This is a genomic window from Dyadobacter sp. 22481, from assembly GCF_052044875.1.
Classification (GTDB): domain Bacteria; phylum Bacteroidota; class Bacteroidia; order Cytophagales; family Spirosomataceae; genus Dyadobacter; species Dyadobacter endophyticus.
The window spans coordinates 1,739,601-1,755,347 of the sequence record NZ_JBQENV010000002.1 but is presented as its reverse complement, the minus strand read 5'-3'; the positions used below and the strand labels follow the sequence as shown (position 1 = coordinate 1,755,347).

Genomic DNA, 15,747 nt, shown 5'->3' with positions numbered 1-15,747 from the left:
CTCCGCCGATTCGCTGGTCTCTTACACAACCGGCCGCTTCCATGTTTGGATGGCAATTGGTTTATTAACAATAAATCACCATTTAATAATGCAACTGCAACGGTTTTGCCATTTAATTACGTAATTGATTTTATATACATTCCCAACAATCGTTCACCTTAAAACATATTGACAGCTATGAAAAATACCGGTCTAAAAATATTTCAATTGATTTTAATAGCTGTTGGTTTTCTACCGGCAAAGTCGTTGGCCCAAACATCTTTTACCGATACGCCGGCTGATTGCTATAACCGTTTTACCAATTCTACCCAGGGAGATCTGAACGAAGCCTCTGCATTATTCTGTATCCGGAAACTCGCTGCGGATAAGAAGGCCATCCAGTTACTGGAAGATCTCATACACAATAGTTATACACAGGCGGTGATCAACAGTCCTTTTCCTTCCGGGACGGACAGTGCGGCAAGCAGGCAACAACGGAGGGTACACGACTTTAACAAGAGCCTTTTGATCAAGATCATAGCCGACACGAACAAAGTCCTTACACATACAATCCAGCCACTTTTTCTCTATTCAAATATCGAAAGTGCGGCCGGCGACAACGCCAAACTTGCCAGCTTGACTGAGCGATTTATCGCGGAAGAATTGTCGGCCCAGGACATCTATTCAAACCGCGCCGGGCGATATGGCTTAATGATTTATGGAAAGATCAGTTCAATTCCCGAGTTAAAACCACTATCCGAAAAGCTTTTGCAGGTTTTATATAATCACCTCGAAAAAGGACAGATTGCGGATCTGGAAGCGCCCGATCTCTACAAAGCGGAAAAGCGTGCCTGGTTCAGGTATCTTTATGCGTATGCAAATTATGTTCGATCAGAAAACGAAAGTGATTTCAATAAAAAGAAGGCGTACCTTAAAAAAGCATTTGAGTATAGCCCCGATTTGGCAGACAACAATCACAAATCAGCTTATTTCTATGATATGCATTTTGTTTTAAATGAAAATAAAGAATCGTTCCGTGAAGACTACCTTGAATTCCTAACCAACCATACTTCCGATCAGAACGATGTACTTTCTACTTTGCTACAAATCACATTACAACAGCCGGAATATAAAGAAAAGCTCAAAACGGCTTACGGCAAAGCAAAAGGTAATGATGAAGGTTTTGCGAAATACTGGATAGAAAATGTGAATCAATATGGAAAAACGGCGCCTCCAATTTCCCTATCTATGCTCGACAAATCGAAATTTTTGAGCAAAGCAGGAACCGGGAAATGGCTTTTGGTCGATTTTTGGGGAACCTGGTGTGGCCCGTGCCGTTCCGAGCACCCGGCTTTGCAGAAATTCTATGACTCCATTATCAAAACCAATCCCGATAAAATTACGCTGCTGACCATCGCATGCCGTGATACGGAAGCAGAAGTGAACAGTTACATAAATGAGAAGAAATTTTCGTTCCCGGTTGCGATGTCCGACAATCAGATCGAAAAAACTTATAAAGTGCCCGGCTACCCTACGAAGCTGCTCGTGACCCCGGAGGGGAAATACATTTCTGTTCCTTTCGGCTCGGATTGGATCAGTTTCGTGAAGCATTACACCGATCTCTGACGCATTTCGGGCATTACTTGCCGACTAGTTTCTTCGCCTGGGCTTCCAGGATCAGTTGCAGGTCCGCGCTTGAATCCGTTACGTGTGCGTAGGAGCCCATGCCAAGTTCGCTCAGTTTTTTCAGCTTTTGCCCGGTATGCTCATTGCGCCCGAAGGTGAAGACACTGAGGTAAACATCCTGACGCGCATTCTGGCGGATCATGTCCACCACCTCATCGTTTACGGGAAACTCCCCGTCGGTAGCGAGCACGATGCGGTTGTTACCAGCGCGGATATATTGTTTGTTGGCGGTTTTGTAGGCGAGTTTAATGCCCTCGTTGCCGTCCGTATCGCCATCAGATTGCAGCAGATCGATCATTCTGGAAATTTCCGATGCTTTCGCGCCCGAAGTTGGTTTGAGTACCACCCTGGCCTTGCCGGAATAGAGCACGATCGAAATCATGTCCTCAGGCCGAACCAGCGTCAGCAGCGACTTAATAGAGCGTTTTAGCAGCGGCAGTTTATAAGGCGAGTTCATCGACGACGACACATCGAGCAGCAGCACCATATTGTTCGGTGCGAAACCGTCGAGCGAGCGGGTAACGTTCTGCAACTGCGTATTACGGTCGACGTACACCGTATCCACGCGCACGCGCTCTACGTATACAGTGTCACGCGCCGCTTGTGCAACGGGGGCGCCTGTGGGTACAGGCCCGGGGGCGCCTTCGTTCGTGAGCGGGCGCACATCCTCACGCGCGGGAGGCTGGGGCACGGCTGCCACCTCAGCATTGTTTGTTTGAATTTGCGCCGTGTTTTCGACCGGCTTCTCCACCTTCGGTTTTTCGACTTTCGGCTCTTCCACTTTCGTCGGCGACGCGGCAGGTTTCTGGATCGTCGTGCGCCGGAACGCGAAGACATCGGGTTGGTTAATGGTTTTCAAAAGCCCGGCCTTCGATAGCTCTATAAAATTGTTGTATTCGTAAACCAGCTCATTGTTATAGAAGTAGTAAAACGATTCGTAGGGATGCGCCGCATAACCCGAAGTTTCCGGCTTGTATTGCTGTATTTTCTCCGCAAACCTCCCCGCATTGGCACCCAGATCTTCATAAGGCGTGTACGGACAAAGCCCGTTGTTCCGGCCATAGCGTTGGAGCCCCTTCATATTTTTGTACTCGTCGGCGATCAATTGACGGCTGTGGGCTTCCAGCTCACCCGTTTCGGGGAGTTTGGATGCTTCGCCTTTCAGGAAGTCGCGCATGCCGAACATTGCATCGTGGCCATTGTCCATGGTTTTCAGCATGGCATTTCCGGCAATGTACCAGGAACTGGCCGGTGTTGCATTGGGGTAGCTTTCGTGGATGCGGCGAATGTCGTTATAGAGTTGCTCTTTCTTTTGATCGAGTATATCAAAAAGCACGAGGTAACGGTCGAGAATGGCGTCGGAGCGTTTGAGCTGGTCTTGCAGGTATTGCTTTTCGGAGGTATAACGGATCAGCTCGATGCTAAGACCGTCCATTTCCTGTAAAATATTCATCAAAACCTCCGTCTGACCGGTTACCGACTTGCGGTAAGGCTCCGGAATGGTCGTACTGGCGCTCAGCAGCAAGGTATACTCGGAAGTAGGAAGTTTAAATTCCTCGTGCGAATAGCTGAGATTGGCCCGCTTTTGCGCCTTCGCGGGATCGCGGTAGTACTCCGCCGAGCCCTGGTAATTCCGAACGATCATTTGCAGCAAATGCATTTGCCGAAGCGATTGGTTGATCCAGTCTACATATTGATTTAAGGTCCTGATCAATGCCGCATTTGCTGGTGCCGATGCCTTTTTCACATTCAGCGGCTGAAAAGATTTGTCCTGAAAAGGCGGCGTTGTTTTGGGAGAAACAGCCACATCATCGCGGCGCACAGCCTTCATGACCGGGCTGAAAAACGGATAATTCAGCAGCAAATGTCCCGGCTTGCTATACCCGACAAATGCCTTGTAGAATTCCAGCATATCATGGTTAAACTGCTCCACCAGCGACAAATACACCGCGTTGCCATGCGCTGCCGACTGCTGCGCGGCAAAATTATGATCGTCCAGCGCGCGCCGTTTGATGTCCTGCATCGAAGCCAGCGCCGATTTGAATGTGCCCACCATATCCGAAGCCGGATATTGCAGCTGCGAAGCCGTATTGCCAATCGTTGCCAATGCTTTTTCGTCGTCGAGCATACTTTGGCGAACCAGGGCTACCGGCCATTCCGTTTTTGTCTCTTCATTCAAATAGTATGGCAATGCGTCCAGCAAACGCTGCTGGGCAGCGATTACCTCGCCCATCGCTTTTTCAGTTATTAAGTATGGATCGGTCGCCGGGCGATTTTGAACGCCCGTATAAACCTGCCTGACTTGCGTATACAATGCATTTTTATCCTGTGCATAGCGTTCAAAAAGCGACTGCATTTCCGCAACGAGCGCCTCCGATTTTTTCAGGTCATCGCGTTCGTAATCCTTCAAACGCACGTAAGTTTCGAGTGCTTTGCAGGTTTCATCGAGCTTATTGAGCACTTGCCAGACGTTTTCCAGGCCGGTATTCAATTGCTTCCGCTTCCCCGCCTCCACGCCGAGACCGCCGAGCGCCTTTTTGTAATAATATTCCTCCAATGGCCCCGACGACGGCAAACGCAATCCATAATCCGCTTTTTTACGGTAGCGGGTCACGTCTTCCTGATAGGCAGCGAGCATTTTGAAGCGGTGGATCACCATCTCCGACGACTCGCTCAGAAATTCGATGTAATGGTTCAGTGAAGTCTGCGGCGCCTCCTGCTGGGCGGCAACCGGACTGATAATGAATGCGAAAAGGATGATCAGGATGGAGAATCGCCTCATACGTATCTTCTTGGAAGTATGTGTATTACCAGCTGCGAAGGTCGGGATTTTACCCGAAAATTGACAGCACACATACTTCCGTAAAATAAGTCATGGCGTGGAGCGACGTTTTAAATAGACAAGTAGCTGGTAATTTCCGAAATATCGACTTTCAGCATCCGGCTTTTGAAAAGATCGGCCTTGTATTTAAAAATGAAGTTCCGAAGTGACATGCCGGTGATATTGAGCACGCAAAGGTTGGCCACATCTTCCGAAATATTGAAACGCATCAGCAGCTCCGGTACGCGGATGCTTTTGTTCTGATGCAGCTCGTCCCGTAAATAACCGATAATCGCCTCGGCCAGGTTCTGGCGACTGGCCTTTTCGTCCACCTTCTTGCATTCAAAATTGTTCCTTGCCAGGATCGTGACGATCAGATCGATACTGCCGCGAATGAGCTTGTTATGCGACGTCGGCTGCTGGGTTACTTCAAAGAGTATCTGATTAATTAAATAGCTAATGGTCTGCGCGTCGCGCTCATTTTGCACGGGTTTACCCTGGGTAAGGCGCACGCTGCTGCAGAGGTGTTCCGCTTGTTTATAAATGTCGGCAAAATCGGGACTGAACTCTTTTTTCTGCAAGAAATCGTCGGAAAGCCAGGTATCGAATGCGAGGATGAAAATTTCGGCACTGACGTCCTCCTGAAAGATCGGATGATGGCCGGGCCCCAGCAGGATAATGCCTTGCTCGGCATATTCATAGAGTTTCCCATCCAGACTGAAATGCCCCTCCCCGTTGCGGATGAATATAATGCGGTAATGCGGGGTCAGATCATTGTGGGTTTCCCAAACGCGCGTCTTACTTTGAAGCACATGGTACTTTTTGTGGGCATTAAATTGAATTACAGACATAACACAAACCTCCTCCTGTTTGACCCCAATTTGAGCAAGGAGCATTTGGAATGAAAATGCAAATCGCGGAACGCCCGTTTTCGGGGGCTGAAACGGCAATTTTAAATGCAGAAGTAAACCAGGGGTTATTTGCCCAACCAGCTTTTAAACTCCGTCATGCGTTCGGAGCTCACATAAATTTCCTGCGCGGCGGGAGGATTAACATCGATTTTGAGCCTCCCGGCTGAGATCGCATGCATTTCACGAATGGCGTGGACCGACAAAAGCATATTTCGATTAATACGGAAGAAACCGTCGGGATCGAGCATTTGTGAGAGCTTTTCGAGGCTGTACTCCACCGCGAAGTGCCGCCCATCGAACAACCGCAGAAAAGTAGCGCGCTCTTCGATGACAAAATAGGCTATTTCAGAGGTTTTAAAAGTAAATATCCGCGACCCGGCAGTTACCAGGAAGCGGTCTTTGTATTTCTCCACCGCCGAATGGGCGGTTGCCTCCGCCTGCTGCTCGCCATAAACCCTGAGTTTCCTGAATTTATTCAAAGAAGCCTGCAATTCGAGCGGATTAATGGGTTTAAGAAGATAGTCGATGGAGTGCACTTTGAATGCGCGGAGCAGGTAATCGTCGTATGCAGTCGTAAAGATGACCGGGATCAAAAACTCCTGGCTTTCGATGATTTTGAAACCGTTGTCGTCTTCGAGATGAATGTCGAGAAAGATAAGGTCGGGCTGTGTATTGGCCTTATTTTGCAACCAGGCAATGGTTTCAAAAACGGACGGGATAATGCCGAGTACATGAATGGAGGGGTCGATATTACGGATCAGGTTTTGTAATCGCTCTGCACTCAGCTCCTCGTCCTCGACAATCAGTACATTCATGATAGCAATGGTATTTTCACTGTAAAATGGGTAGCCGTCTTCTCGATCACCACATCCTTATCCTGCAATAGTTTATAACGGCTGATAATGTTTTTTAACCCGAGACGCGTAGTAGGCTGGTCTTGTTGCCTCAGTTGCAAAGGATTGTTCACAACAAGCATCTGATCGATAATTTCAATGCTGATGATCAATGGGTTTGCCAAAGACATCGTATTATGCTTCACCGCATTCTCGACCAATAGTTGCAATGTAAGCGGAATAACGGAATACCGCTCCTCATCCGCCGCGGAAAGCGCCGAATCGAGCACGACCTTTTCTTTGAAACGCGTCCGCAGCAGGTACATATAAGTATCCAGAAACTTCATCTCCTCCTTCAAACTGATCTTGTCCAGCTCCGATTGTTCCAGAATGTAACGGTAAGCCAGCGACAGCTCCTGTATAAATTCTCCTGATTGCTCCGGCCGCGACTCTACCAGCGACGACAGCACGCTGAGGTTATTAAACAAAAAATGCGGGCTGACCTGGTTTTTCAATGCCAGGAAACGTGCGTGTATGTTCTCCTTTTCCAGCCTTTCGGAATTGACAAGCAGTTTTTTCATCTTTTCCTGCACCTGATTGCTCACACAGAGGTAATAGGCGGCAATGAGTGCGAGGATCGTGAGTGCCTGCCCTGCCCGCCACCGCGTATGCATGAGGTCGCGCGTGCGGAAATCGCCGAGCATAGGCCTGGGGAACGGGTTCCACCATTGGCTCATAAGCCCCCAGGTACGCACCAGAATCATATTGAACAAAACAGCCAGCAGAACGGCGGGTATTAAAGCAATGAGCTGATCGCGGATGCTGAATGCAGGCGATTTGTCGGCGCCGGTGAGTGCTGCCTGTTTTCTTAAAAACCAATCCATCAGATAGATCCACGCCGTGTAAAAAACGGTGCTGATCACGATTTCCAGCCCAAACAGCGGCAGGTTGCGTGGAATCGTGTACCAATATTGTTGAGGGACGTTTATGTACGTTCGGAGCGGAATGTAAACCAGTGCAAGGGCGAAACCCAGCAGCCATTTTTGCCCGAAAAGATAAGGCCGCATAGTTAAGAGGTCAGTTAGGATACCCAAAAATAAGGTAATTTCATGAAAATTTATCAGTATTTTGCAGGACTTAAACCAAGCGAAAACACTTAAATCTGCCACTATGACCCGTTTTTTCGTTACCGCACTCGCCGCATTGATTTCCCTGAATGCCTACTCGCAGGCACTCAATACCCTCACCGCCGCAGAGAAGAAAGAAGGTTGGAAATTGTTGTTCGACGGTAAAGACCTGAAAGGCTGGCACGCCTACAACGGCAAAGCTCCCGGTTCGGCCTGGCTGATCGAGGACGGCGCCATTAAATTAAATGTGCCTGAAAGGGCCGGTAACAAAGCTAAAAACGGCGGCGACATCGTGATCGACGATGTCGTGAATGGCGATTTTGAATTTAAAGCCGAATGGAAAGTGAGCAAATATGCCAACAGCGGCATTTTCTTTTTTGTACAGGAATCTCCGAGCAACAAAAACATGCACGACACCGGGCTGGAATTGCAGGTGATCGACGATAAAATCTATGAGGGCGCCAAAGAAAATACGCACCGCGCGAGCGACTTTTTCGGTGTCGCGAACGCCCGCCTGCGCGAAGGCAACCCGCAGGGAGAATGGAACAAGATCCATTTTATTGTCAAAAAAGGCAAACTCACGGTGTATCAGAACGAGTTCATGGTGCAGGAGCACGACCTCAACGGTCCCGACTGGAAACAGCGCATCGCCAACAGTGGCTTAAAAGCCGCACCTATCTCCAAAAGCAACTACAACGGACGCATCGGTTTGCAGGATTGGGGCAGCACGGTTTGGTACCGTAATATCAAGTTGAGGAAACTTTAAAAATCGGGCGCTGTCGCGTTGTCCCCCTTTGGTTGTCCCGTTAGCACCCGCGGCGATACTTTGCGCACGGTTACCTTTGTGTTGTTACACTATTCAACCACCATATTATATCGAAAACACAATGGAAAAAGCCGTATTGCACCCGTATCTGATGTTCGAAGGCAATTGCCGCGAAGCGATGGAATTTTACAAAGGCATTTTTGGCGGCGAGCTGAACATGATGACCTTCGGGCAAGTGGATAACAGCTGCCCGGCCGCCATACGCGACCATATCATGCACGCGTCGCTGATGGGTGGAGAGATTGAATTCATGGGCTGCGACACCCCGCAACCCGGGCCGTTGGCTGGCGACAAAATCCAGCTTTCGCTCAGCGGTTTCGACGAGGCCGGTCTCCGCAAAAAATTCACGCAGCTCAGCGAAGGCGGTACCATTACCGTACCGATGGATAAGCAGGTTTGGGGCGACATTTTCGGCGCATTCAAAGACCAATACGGGATCGACTGGATGATTGACGTACGAGCGCAGTAATCAATGCAATAACATTTCGAAAGCCGGGGCCACGCTCCGGCTTTTTTAGTCGCCTTTCAAAAAGCGCTCCTGCAAATACCAGCGGGCGCACGAATCGCCGCCCATTCTGCGGACGAAGCTGAAATACATATCGGAAGGACATCCATAAGCACCCACAAACATGACCCCTATTTTCGGGTATTTCCGCACGATGCTATCCGGTACCACGAGTTGATTTGAAGTCGTGGTCGCGTAGTAGGGCACGTATGTCTGCGCGCCCGAAGTATCCTTCAACGGGGCAATTACCCAGTCGAGGGCAATGGAAGAAGGCGAATCCGCCGTAAGCAAAAGCCCGCCGGAGCCCTTGTAGCAATCCGTCGAAACCGCCACCTGCTCCACCGGCACGCAATCGTCACGTTTATCGACTTTCTTTTCGGAACAGGCCAATGCAATAGCGGCCAGGGCAAGGAATTTCTTCATGAGGATAGCAGTTTAAACGCATGACACTGTTTCCCATGCGATGGTTGCTATCCCTAAAAGCCACTACCCCATCGCCCTTACCTATTCAGGATCGCCCGGATCTGTTGCAGATGATTAATGTCATGCCCTGCATAGTACAATGCAATATCACGGATGCTTTCCTTGCCCCGCTCAGCATGGATACCAAAATAATCCCATTGCTCGGGTTCCAGCAGATGAAATAATTGCAGATTTGTGTGGCGCAGCCTCGTGAACAACGCCAGCGAATCTTCAATCGGAATTTGTTCATATTTTCCCCGCACTGCCCATTCGGCCTGATCGAATGCCTGAATATCTGTTCCTGGCACACTTAAAATCATACGGATACGATAAGCACCAACCAGCTCATCATCAGCCATGTGTGCTACTATTTCATTAATTGACCACTTGCCTGATGCAGTCCGAAACTGCAATTGGCTCGGCGAAGCTTCTCTCACCAACGCCTCCAGAATGCCAGGCATTTTTCCCAGCAGCGTCATTGGCTCCTGCGATTCCACATAGCCGACTATCCGTTTTTTGTATGCTTCAAAAGATTCAGTCATGGTATTCAAGCTTGATCATCGCTTCAAGTTCGTGCTTTCGGTCGACAAAAAGTGGTTGGGTCGACATAATGCAGTGTACAGGAGACAAACAAACAGCCGGCTGCATAGCGCTGCATTTAAACCTGGCCATTTTATTGCACGAAATGCAATAAAATGCTATTTTTGAAATCCAAATATTGATATTTAAAATATCAATAACTACTCAAAAACGTTCCTTATGGCTCTCCCGCTCCTGAAAAACGGCATGTTCGACAGGCTGCAAGAAGATATTCTTGCATTGCAGGGGTTTCGAACGCCCGTGGGAGCCCGAAAGATCGATTTCGGCTTGGGAGAAATGAATGCCTCTTTTCCGAACCGCACCTTTCCGACCGGTGCTGTGCATGAATTTATTAGTAACGACCCCGAAAGCGCTGCTGCTACGACGGGATTTATGGCGGGGTTATTAGGGAAATTAATGGGGGAACATGGCATATGCCTATGGATTGGCATTCGGCCCATTGTGTTCGCTACGGCGCTTAAAGCATTCGGCGTTGAGCCGCACCGGGTAATTTTTATTGATCTGGTCAAAGAAAAAGACGTGATCTGGGCTGTGGAAGAGGCTTTGAAGTGCGAATCACTGGCAGCAGTGGTCGGAGAACTTCGTGAAATTACTTTTACGGAATCGCGGCGGCTGCAACTGGCGGTGGAGCAGAGCCGCGTTACCGGTTTTCTGCACCGTACCAATCCACGTGCAGTGAATACCCTTGCCTGTGTGTCGCGCTGGCAGGTAACCCCTATGGCCAGCCAATTGGAAGAAGGCATGCCGGGCGTCGGTCATCCGTGCTGGCGGGTGCAGCTGCAAAAAATAAGGAATGGCGAGCCGGGGGAATGGGAAATGCAATGGGCGGCCGGGCGGTTTGCATATCTGCAAAAAGAAATTGCCGATCAGACCACAGATATTTTAAAGGGCTCTTCGGTGTATATCGCACAAAGAGCTTAAACATTACATGAGCATTACCACTTATCATTTTATCACGGCCTTCATCCAGAACGATTCGCATTCCTTTGTCCACAGTCTTATATTAGGACACATTCGATCGCTAATCATTAATAATCACCGTATGAAAGCATCATTACGCCTCCTGATCCCCGCTTTGCTATTTGCTGTGAGCCTTCAATCCGCGAAATGCCAGACTCCCCGCATAGCAGCCAAAGTGGATTCACTATTTGCTGAATGGAACAAACCCGGAATGCCCGGCGCGGCCGTAGGTGTTGTGCATGGTGGCAAGCTTGTGTATGCCAAGGGATTCGGCGAGGCAGATGTGGAAACGGGTGCTAAAATAGGCTCCGGAACGATTTTTCATGTGGCCTCGGTGTCCAAATAGTTCACGGCGTACGCCATCGTACTCCTCGCTGAGCAAGGCAAGCTCTCTCTCGACGACGATATCCGCAAACACATTCCGGAAGTTCCCGATTTTGGCAAAACCATTACCATCCGGCACCTCCTCAACCACACCAGCGGCCTACGCGACCAGTGGAATTTGCTGGCAATGGCAGGTTGGCAACTCGACGACGTGATCACCAAACAGCACGTGATGAACCTCGTCACCCGCCAAAAAGAGCTGAATTTCGAACCCGGAAGTGCCTTTGCCTATTGCAATACGGGCTACACTTTACTGGCCGAAGCCGCCAGCCGGGTGACGAAGCAACCTTTTGCCTATTGGATGGAGCGTAATGTATTCAAGCCGTTGGGCATGAAAAACACACAGTTTTTTGATAATCAGGAAGGTGTAGTAAAGGGTCGCGCCTACTCGTTTCACCGTACACCCGGTGCTATTGGGCCGGCCATGTTCAGCAAGAGCATATTGAGCTATGGCAACGTCGGCGCTACGAGCCTTTTTACAACCGTCGACGACCTGGCACTCTGGATCAACAATTTCCGCAACCCGCAAGTAGGCAGCCCAGCGATCATGAAGCAAATGCTGGAACGCGGCCGGCTCACCAAAGGCGACACGCTTCCCTATGCATCGGGGCTCATTCACGGAAAATACAAGAGCCTCGCCTATTACGGCCACGACGGTGCCGACGCAGGTTTCCGCTCTTCGCTGTTATATTTTCCGAAGGAAGATTACGGCTTCATCGTACTGAGCAATCAGGCCGAATTCAACCCACCTAAAAAGAACCTCGAGATGGCTGATTTGTATTTATCCTCTTTTATAAAAGAAGATAAACCTGCCTCTGAAACTCCAAAACCGGCCACATCCGGCAACTACGCATTCGACTCGACCCTCTTCCGCGCCTATGCCGGCTCCTACTCATTGGATGAGGCACCGGGCTTTGTATTAAAATTCTGGCGCGATGGTGCCAACTATTATACCCAGGCCACAGGCCAGCCATCGGCAGCCATATTCCCGTCGTCAGACTCGACCTTTTTCCTCAAAGTCGTGGAGGCGTCTGTTGTGTTTCACAAGGCCAAAGATGGCAAGGTTAGCCGCATTACTTTGAAACAAAACGGAGACCACCCAGGTACGAGGGTCGATACACAGGATTCTGTGGTAATTGATCCTGCCCAGCTCGCTGGCCAATATTACAGCCCCGAACTTGAAACCATCTACACCATTTCCAAAAAGGGTGATGCGTTGAAGCTCATCCATGTACACCACGGCGAGGTTGATCTGAAAACTGTGGGTAAAGACAAGCTTAATGCACCCTGGTGGTTTGTTCAGAATATCGACGTTGTCCGCAATCCCTCCGGTACCATCACCGGCATCAAAATGTCGAATGGCCGGGTGGTGAACTTATGGTTTAAAAAGCTACCGGACGACTTTGCTGCAAACGGCAGGTAATGTGCAAGGGGTTGCTATTTACCTATTTGTCTTTTAAAGAAGTTCCACGATTCCTCGAACATATCGAAATCAGTCACAAACTCATGCTTGCCATTGACTACTTTTAACAGCGTCACTTCCGGCTTGCCTTTTCTTCGATAGGTATATTTTTCAACCGTGATATTGTTGGAAGTATCGCCATCCGGCATGACAGACATTGCAGGTTCTCCGGTATAGCCATCCAGTTTCGCCCAATATTGGAACGACTGGTCCGTGGACCGTACTGTTCCCAATGTAACGCCAGGCGTTTTCACCTCGCCGCCATTGTAGGGATTGGTCTGATCGGCCGTCCCGTTCGTGATCATGACCGGAATCGGCATATTCATCGGCGAACAATCCATATTATCATCGGTTGGCAGGTTCGCTACCACCGCCGAAACCGCACGGATTTTCCCAGGCATCGTGAGTGCAAGCTTGTACGACATATGTCCACCGCCCGAAAAGCCTGTTGCAAAAACCTGTTTCTTATTGATTTTATATTTGGAAACAAAAAAGCTGATCAGCGCTTCAAAAAATGCTTCTTCATTTAGGTTCTGGACATTAGCTACGGCCGTGGAAGCCTTACGGCACTCATTCCAATACCTCTTATATCCACCGGGGTACACTACTACCACATTATCCGACTCCGAATGCGATTCCAGTTTCGCTCCCCTACGCACCAACCCCAGCGGCTCCCCACCCGAGCCATGCATCACAAACACCAGACTAGCGCCAGGCTTTACTTTAACAGTCGGGTTATAGGCATACACACGGTAATGGCCTTCGATCAACAACGAATCGAGGACGTGTTGCGCATCGGCTGCTAATGCGGAAAGGATAAATAATGCGGAAAGAAACTGCTTGAACATGGATCGTAAAATTGGATTTTGTTCTTGCAAGTTACATTGTGTGCGGGAGATTCAGGATTAAAAATGGTTGTAAAATACTTTCCCGAATGCAAGCCCGTCAAATCCGGCTTTCAAACATCCACACATGCCCGAACGGATCCTCCACATCACCTTGCCGGTAGCCGTAATCATAGTCCTGGGCCGGTGAAATAACTTTTGCCCCTGCCGCAACAGCGCTTGTCATATACGCATCGACATTCTGGACAAACAACCCGATCGTCACAGTAGAGCCCCGATGGCGCAGCGGGCTGAATGACGTTCGGCTACGCGTCTCTTCGTGCAAATGGAAAATAGCGCCGTTGATGGAAAGCTCCGAAACGTGGATCGTTCCATCATCATTGCTATAACGACGAAGTTCCACGGCGCCAAGCCCGTGGATATAAAAATCGACATCCCTAATGCCATTGGGAATATAAAGTTGTGGTGCAAAAGTTGGAGTAGCTGTTTCCATAGCCTGAATTTTACTTATACAATATGCCGTATTTTTCCTTCATGCCTTATAATTCGGGATACTCACCTCAATCGGCGCGCTGCTTTTGCGCATTTCGGACACTCCACCCAAAACTCCTTCGCATACGCGTAGCGCGTTGTCGGTGGGCTACGTAACGATCCGGTTCGCTTTCCATGTCGCTCGTTCAGGTTTCACTTTTTAACGGTAATCTCAGGTATCGCTGCCTTTGCCACATCCGCGACAAGCGTCTTGCGTTCTGCTTTCAGCCGTGCCAAAAATGGCTGGATATCTTTGCCATATGCACGATTACTGAGTGCATAAAGCACGACTCCCTTTTGCCCCGACTTGGCTGTAACTGCTTTAAAACGATACAAATCGTGCTCATAAATACTTTTTGCATCATCGGCAGCTGTCTGCCCGAGCAGGCAATCGATGATCTTTTCGCCGGTGGCGGCGTTGGCTATCACTTCGTAGTTGACGTCCAGCGTCTTTTTCAACTGTTCCAATTCACGAAGCTTAGTCCGAACGGCGTCATCAACGCTTGCCGCCGCGATCACAAAATCAATGGTAATCATTGATTTGTAATTGGGAAAACCATCGCCGGCCACCAGGTATTCCTGTTTATAAAGCGAAGCATCGGGATGAGAGGCCCAGATTAGCTGGTAACTTTTCTTTTGGAACGCGATAGGTCCCGGAATGCCCAGATAATTGACCACCGGCTTATTATTTTGCCCAAAACCCTGAACAGAAGCCAGCAGAGACGCTACTACCAGCGGAATCAATCGAATCATTGTTTTCATGCGTGTATGGATGGATGTACCAATGAAGAATGTGAAGTCGGCCCGTCCCGCGTGAACCGGCTCGCAAACTTATCATGTCCTTTGCCCAAACACAAAGCCCCAAAGTCTACAATGGCCTGCTAACCTCCCTGAACCACAATATTTTGAGTTAACGGCACATTCAAAGTACACTACCCCTGAACCTTGGCCAGGAAAGTATCCAGCTGTCTCCATGTACCTTCATAACCCTGGTTCATGCTTGCATTAAGTTCTGCAAAGGTTTTCTCCTGTTCGGTCGTTGCATTTACGGGCTCGGCATACAGCGTCAAGGTGGTAATGCCATCAGCTTCGCTCAAAGTGATGTGGTTATACACTTCCAGGGGAAAATCGAACGGGAATGGCGACGAAGTGATATTACCCTCGGGATCCGTAAAAGAGCTCAGAAATTCAATAGAATCCGGTTGTTGGATTTTCTGGTAACGGAAAAGCGCCCACATAAGCATACCGCCACTGTCGAGCTTGTAGTGGGTTCTTCCGCCTTCACGGAAATCAAAACTTAGAAGCGTGAGCGCCGACCCTGCCGGCCCCCACCACTCCGCAAACGCCTCCTTGGAAGCGTAGGCATCGAATACAAGTGATTTCGGCGCTTTAAACTGGCGCACGATTTTAAGTTCTGCTTTTTTTGATACCTGGTTTTCCATTTTTACTGATCGGATTGATTGTTGTTTTGAATTCGGTTCAGATAATGATCAAGCGAGTCGAACTGCGTATTCCAGAACTGCCGGTACTGATCGACCCAATTAGAAACCTCTTTTAAGGTATCCAGCTTGGCCTCACAATACCGCTCCCGCCCTTCCTGCCGTACCAGTACTATCCCGCACTCCATTAAGATTTTAATGTGCTGGGAAACAGCCGGCCTGCTAATCGAAAAGTTTTCGGCGATGGCATTCAGGTTCATGGATTGATAGGCGATCAAATTGATAATCTGCCGGCGGGTAGGATCTGCAATCGCCTGAAAAACATCTCTTCTTGCTTCAACGGACATATATGTAAGTATTTGCTTACGCAATATTA

Annotated in this window: 15 protein-coding genes and 1 pseudogene; 5 read left to right on the top strand and 11 right to left on the bottom strand. The window is 49.1% G+C overall.

Features of this window, described 5'->3' with window-relative positions:
• Positions 1 to 177 precede the first annotated feature (177 nt).
• A complete protein-coding gene (locus tag ACTJJJ_RS17395) occupies positions 178 to 1,605 on the top strand; it encodes a TlpA family protein disulfide reductase (protein ID WP_440702498.1) in 1,428 nt (475 codons plus the stop codon).
• A 13-nt stretch (positions 1,606 to 1,618) separates the two neighbouring features.
• Here ACTJJJ_RS17395 and ACTJJJ_RS17390 read toward each other — a convergent pair whose 3' ends face one another.
• The 4 genes from ACTJJJ_RS17390 to ACTJJJ_RS17375 all read right to left on the bottom strand — a co-directional run bounded on the left by ACTJJJ_RS17390 (position 1,619) and on the right by ACTJJJ_RS17375 (position 7,297).
• The gene (locus tag ACTJJJ_RS17390) at positions 1,619 to 4,447 is read right to left on the bottom strand and encodes a vWA domain-containing protein (RefSeq protein ID WP_440702497.1); all 2,829 of its coding nucleotides are present in this window, start codon (positions 4,445 to 4,447) and stop codon (positions 1,619 to 1,621) included.
• Between the two features lie 110 nt (positions 4,448 to 4,557).
• Complete coding sequence (locus ACTJJJ_RS17385) at positions 4,558 to 5,298, bottom strand: hypothetical protein (RefSeq protein ID WP_426293468.1); 741 nt, start codon at positions 5,296 to 5,298, stop codon at positions 4,558 to 4,560.
• Positions 5,299 to 5,462: 164 nt separating this feature from the next.
• Positions 5,463 to 6,212, bottom strand: coding sequence for a LytR/AlgR family response regulator transcription factor (locus tag ACTJJJ_RS17380; RefSeq protein WP_426293467.1), 750 nt, complete (start codon positions 6,210 to 6,212; stop codon positions 5,463 to 5,465).
• Positions 6,209 to 7,297 (bottom strand): sensor histidine kinase, encoded by a 1,089-nt coding sequence (locus ACTJJJ_RS17375; protein ID WP_188932968.1) that lies wholly within the window; start codon positions 7,295 to 7,297, stop codon positions 6,209 to 6,211. The genes ACTJJJ_RS17380 and ACTJJJ_RS17375 overlap by 4 nt, the downstream gene beginning before the upstream one ends.
• 103 nt (positions 7,298 to 7,400) lie before the next feature.
• On the opposite strand from ACTJJJ_RS17375, the gene ACTJJJ_RS17370 reads away from it, so the two are divergent.
• Both ACTJJJ_RS17370 and ACTJJJ_RS17365 read left to right on the top strand, forming a co-directional pair.
• Positions 7,401 to 8,123, top strand: coding sequence for a 3-keto-disaccharide hydrolase (locus ACTJJJ_RS17370; RefSeq protein ID WP_440702496.1), 723 nt, complete (start codon positions 7,401 to 7,403; stop codon positions 8,121 to 8,123).
• Positions 8,124 to 8,244: 121 nt separating this feature from the next.
• Positions 8,245 to 8,652, top strand: coding sequence for a VOC family protein (locus tag ACTJJJ_RS17365; protein ID WP_440702495.1), 408 nt, complete (start codon positions 8,245 to 8,247; stop codon positions 8,650 to 8,652).
• 45 nt (positions 8,653 to 8,697) lie between these two features.
• Here ACTJJJ_RS17365 and ACTJJJ_RS17360 read toward each other — a convergent pair whose 3' ends face one another.
• Positions 8,698 to 9,111, bottom strand: coding sequence for a hypothetical protein (locus ACTJJJ_RS17360; RefSeq protein ID WP_188932974.1), 414 nt, complete (start codon positions 9,109 to 9,111; stop codon positions 8,698 to 8,700).
• 77 nt (positions 9,112 to 9,188) lie between these two features.
• Entirely contained in the window at positions 9,189 to 9,692 is a 504-nt protein-coding gene (locus ACTJJJ_RS17355) for a DinB family protein (protein ID WP_188932976.1), read from the bottom strand.
• 217 nt (positions 9,693 to 9,909) lie between these two features.
• Here ACTJJJ_RS17355 and ACTJJJ_RS17350 point away from each other — a divergent pair, with 217 nt between their 5' ends.
• Together ACTJJJ_RS17350 and ACTJJJ_RS17345 are read left to right on the top strand one after the other, a co-directional pair.
• Positions 9,910 to 10,671, top strand: a complete 762-nt coding sequence (locus ACTJJJ_RS17350) for an ImuA family protein (protein ID WP_188932978.1) — start codon at positions 9,910 to 9,912, stop codon at positions 10,669 to 10,671.
• Between the two features lie 7 nt (positions 10,672 to 10,678).
• Positions 10,679 to 12,517, top strand: a pseudogene (locus ACTJJJ_RS17345) (serine hydrolase domain-containing protein).
• A 14-nt stretch (positions 12,518 to 12,531) separates the two neighbouring features.
• Here the strand turns inward: ACTJJJ_RS17345 and ACTJJJ_RS17340 are convergent.
• The 5 genes from ACTJJJ_RS17340 to ACTJJJ_RS17320 all read right to left on the bottom strand — a co-directional run bounded on the left by ACTJJJ_RS17340 (position 12,532) and on the right by ACTJJJ_RS17320 (position 15,718).
• Positions 12,532 to 13,404, bottom strand: a complete 873-nt coding sequence (locus ACTJJJ_RS17340) for an alpha/beta hydrolase family esterase (protein ID WP_440702494.1) — start codon at positions 13,402 to 13,404, stop codon at positions 12,532 to 12,534.
• 97 nt (positions 13,405 to 13,501) lie between these two features.
• On the bottom strand, positions 13,502 to 13,894 hold the full coding sequence (locus ACTJJJ_RS17335) for a VOC family protein (protein ID WP_440702493.1): 393 nt from the start codon (positions 13,892 to 13,894) through the stop codon (positions 13,502 to 13,504).
• A gap of 191 nt (positions 13,895 to 14,085) precedes the next feature.
• Positions 14,086 to 14,694 carry a hypothetical protein gene (locus ACTJJJ_RS17330; RefSeq protein ID WP_440702492.1) on the bottom strand — a complete coding sequence of 203 codons (609 nt, stop codon included), beginning with the start codon at positions 14,692 to 14,694 and terminating at the stop codon, positions 14,086 to 14,088.
• Positions 14,695 to 14,864: 170 nt separating this feature from the next.
• Positions 14,865 to 15,374, bottom strand: coding sequence for an SRPBCC family protein (locus tag ACTJJJ_RS17325; RefSeq protein ID WP_440702491.1), 510 nt, complete (start codon positions 15,372 to 15,374; stop codon positions 14,865 to 14,867).
• Between the two features lie 2 nt (positions 15,375 to 15,376).
• Positions 15,377 to 15,718 (bottom strand): ArsR/SmtB family transcription factor, encoded by a 342-nt coding sequence (locus ACTJJJ_RS17320; RefSeq protein ID WP_188932992.1) that lies wholly within the window; start codon positions 15,716 to 15,718, stop codon positions 15,377 to 15,379.
• Positions 15,719 to 15,747 lie beyond the last annotated feature (29 nt).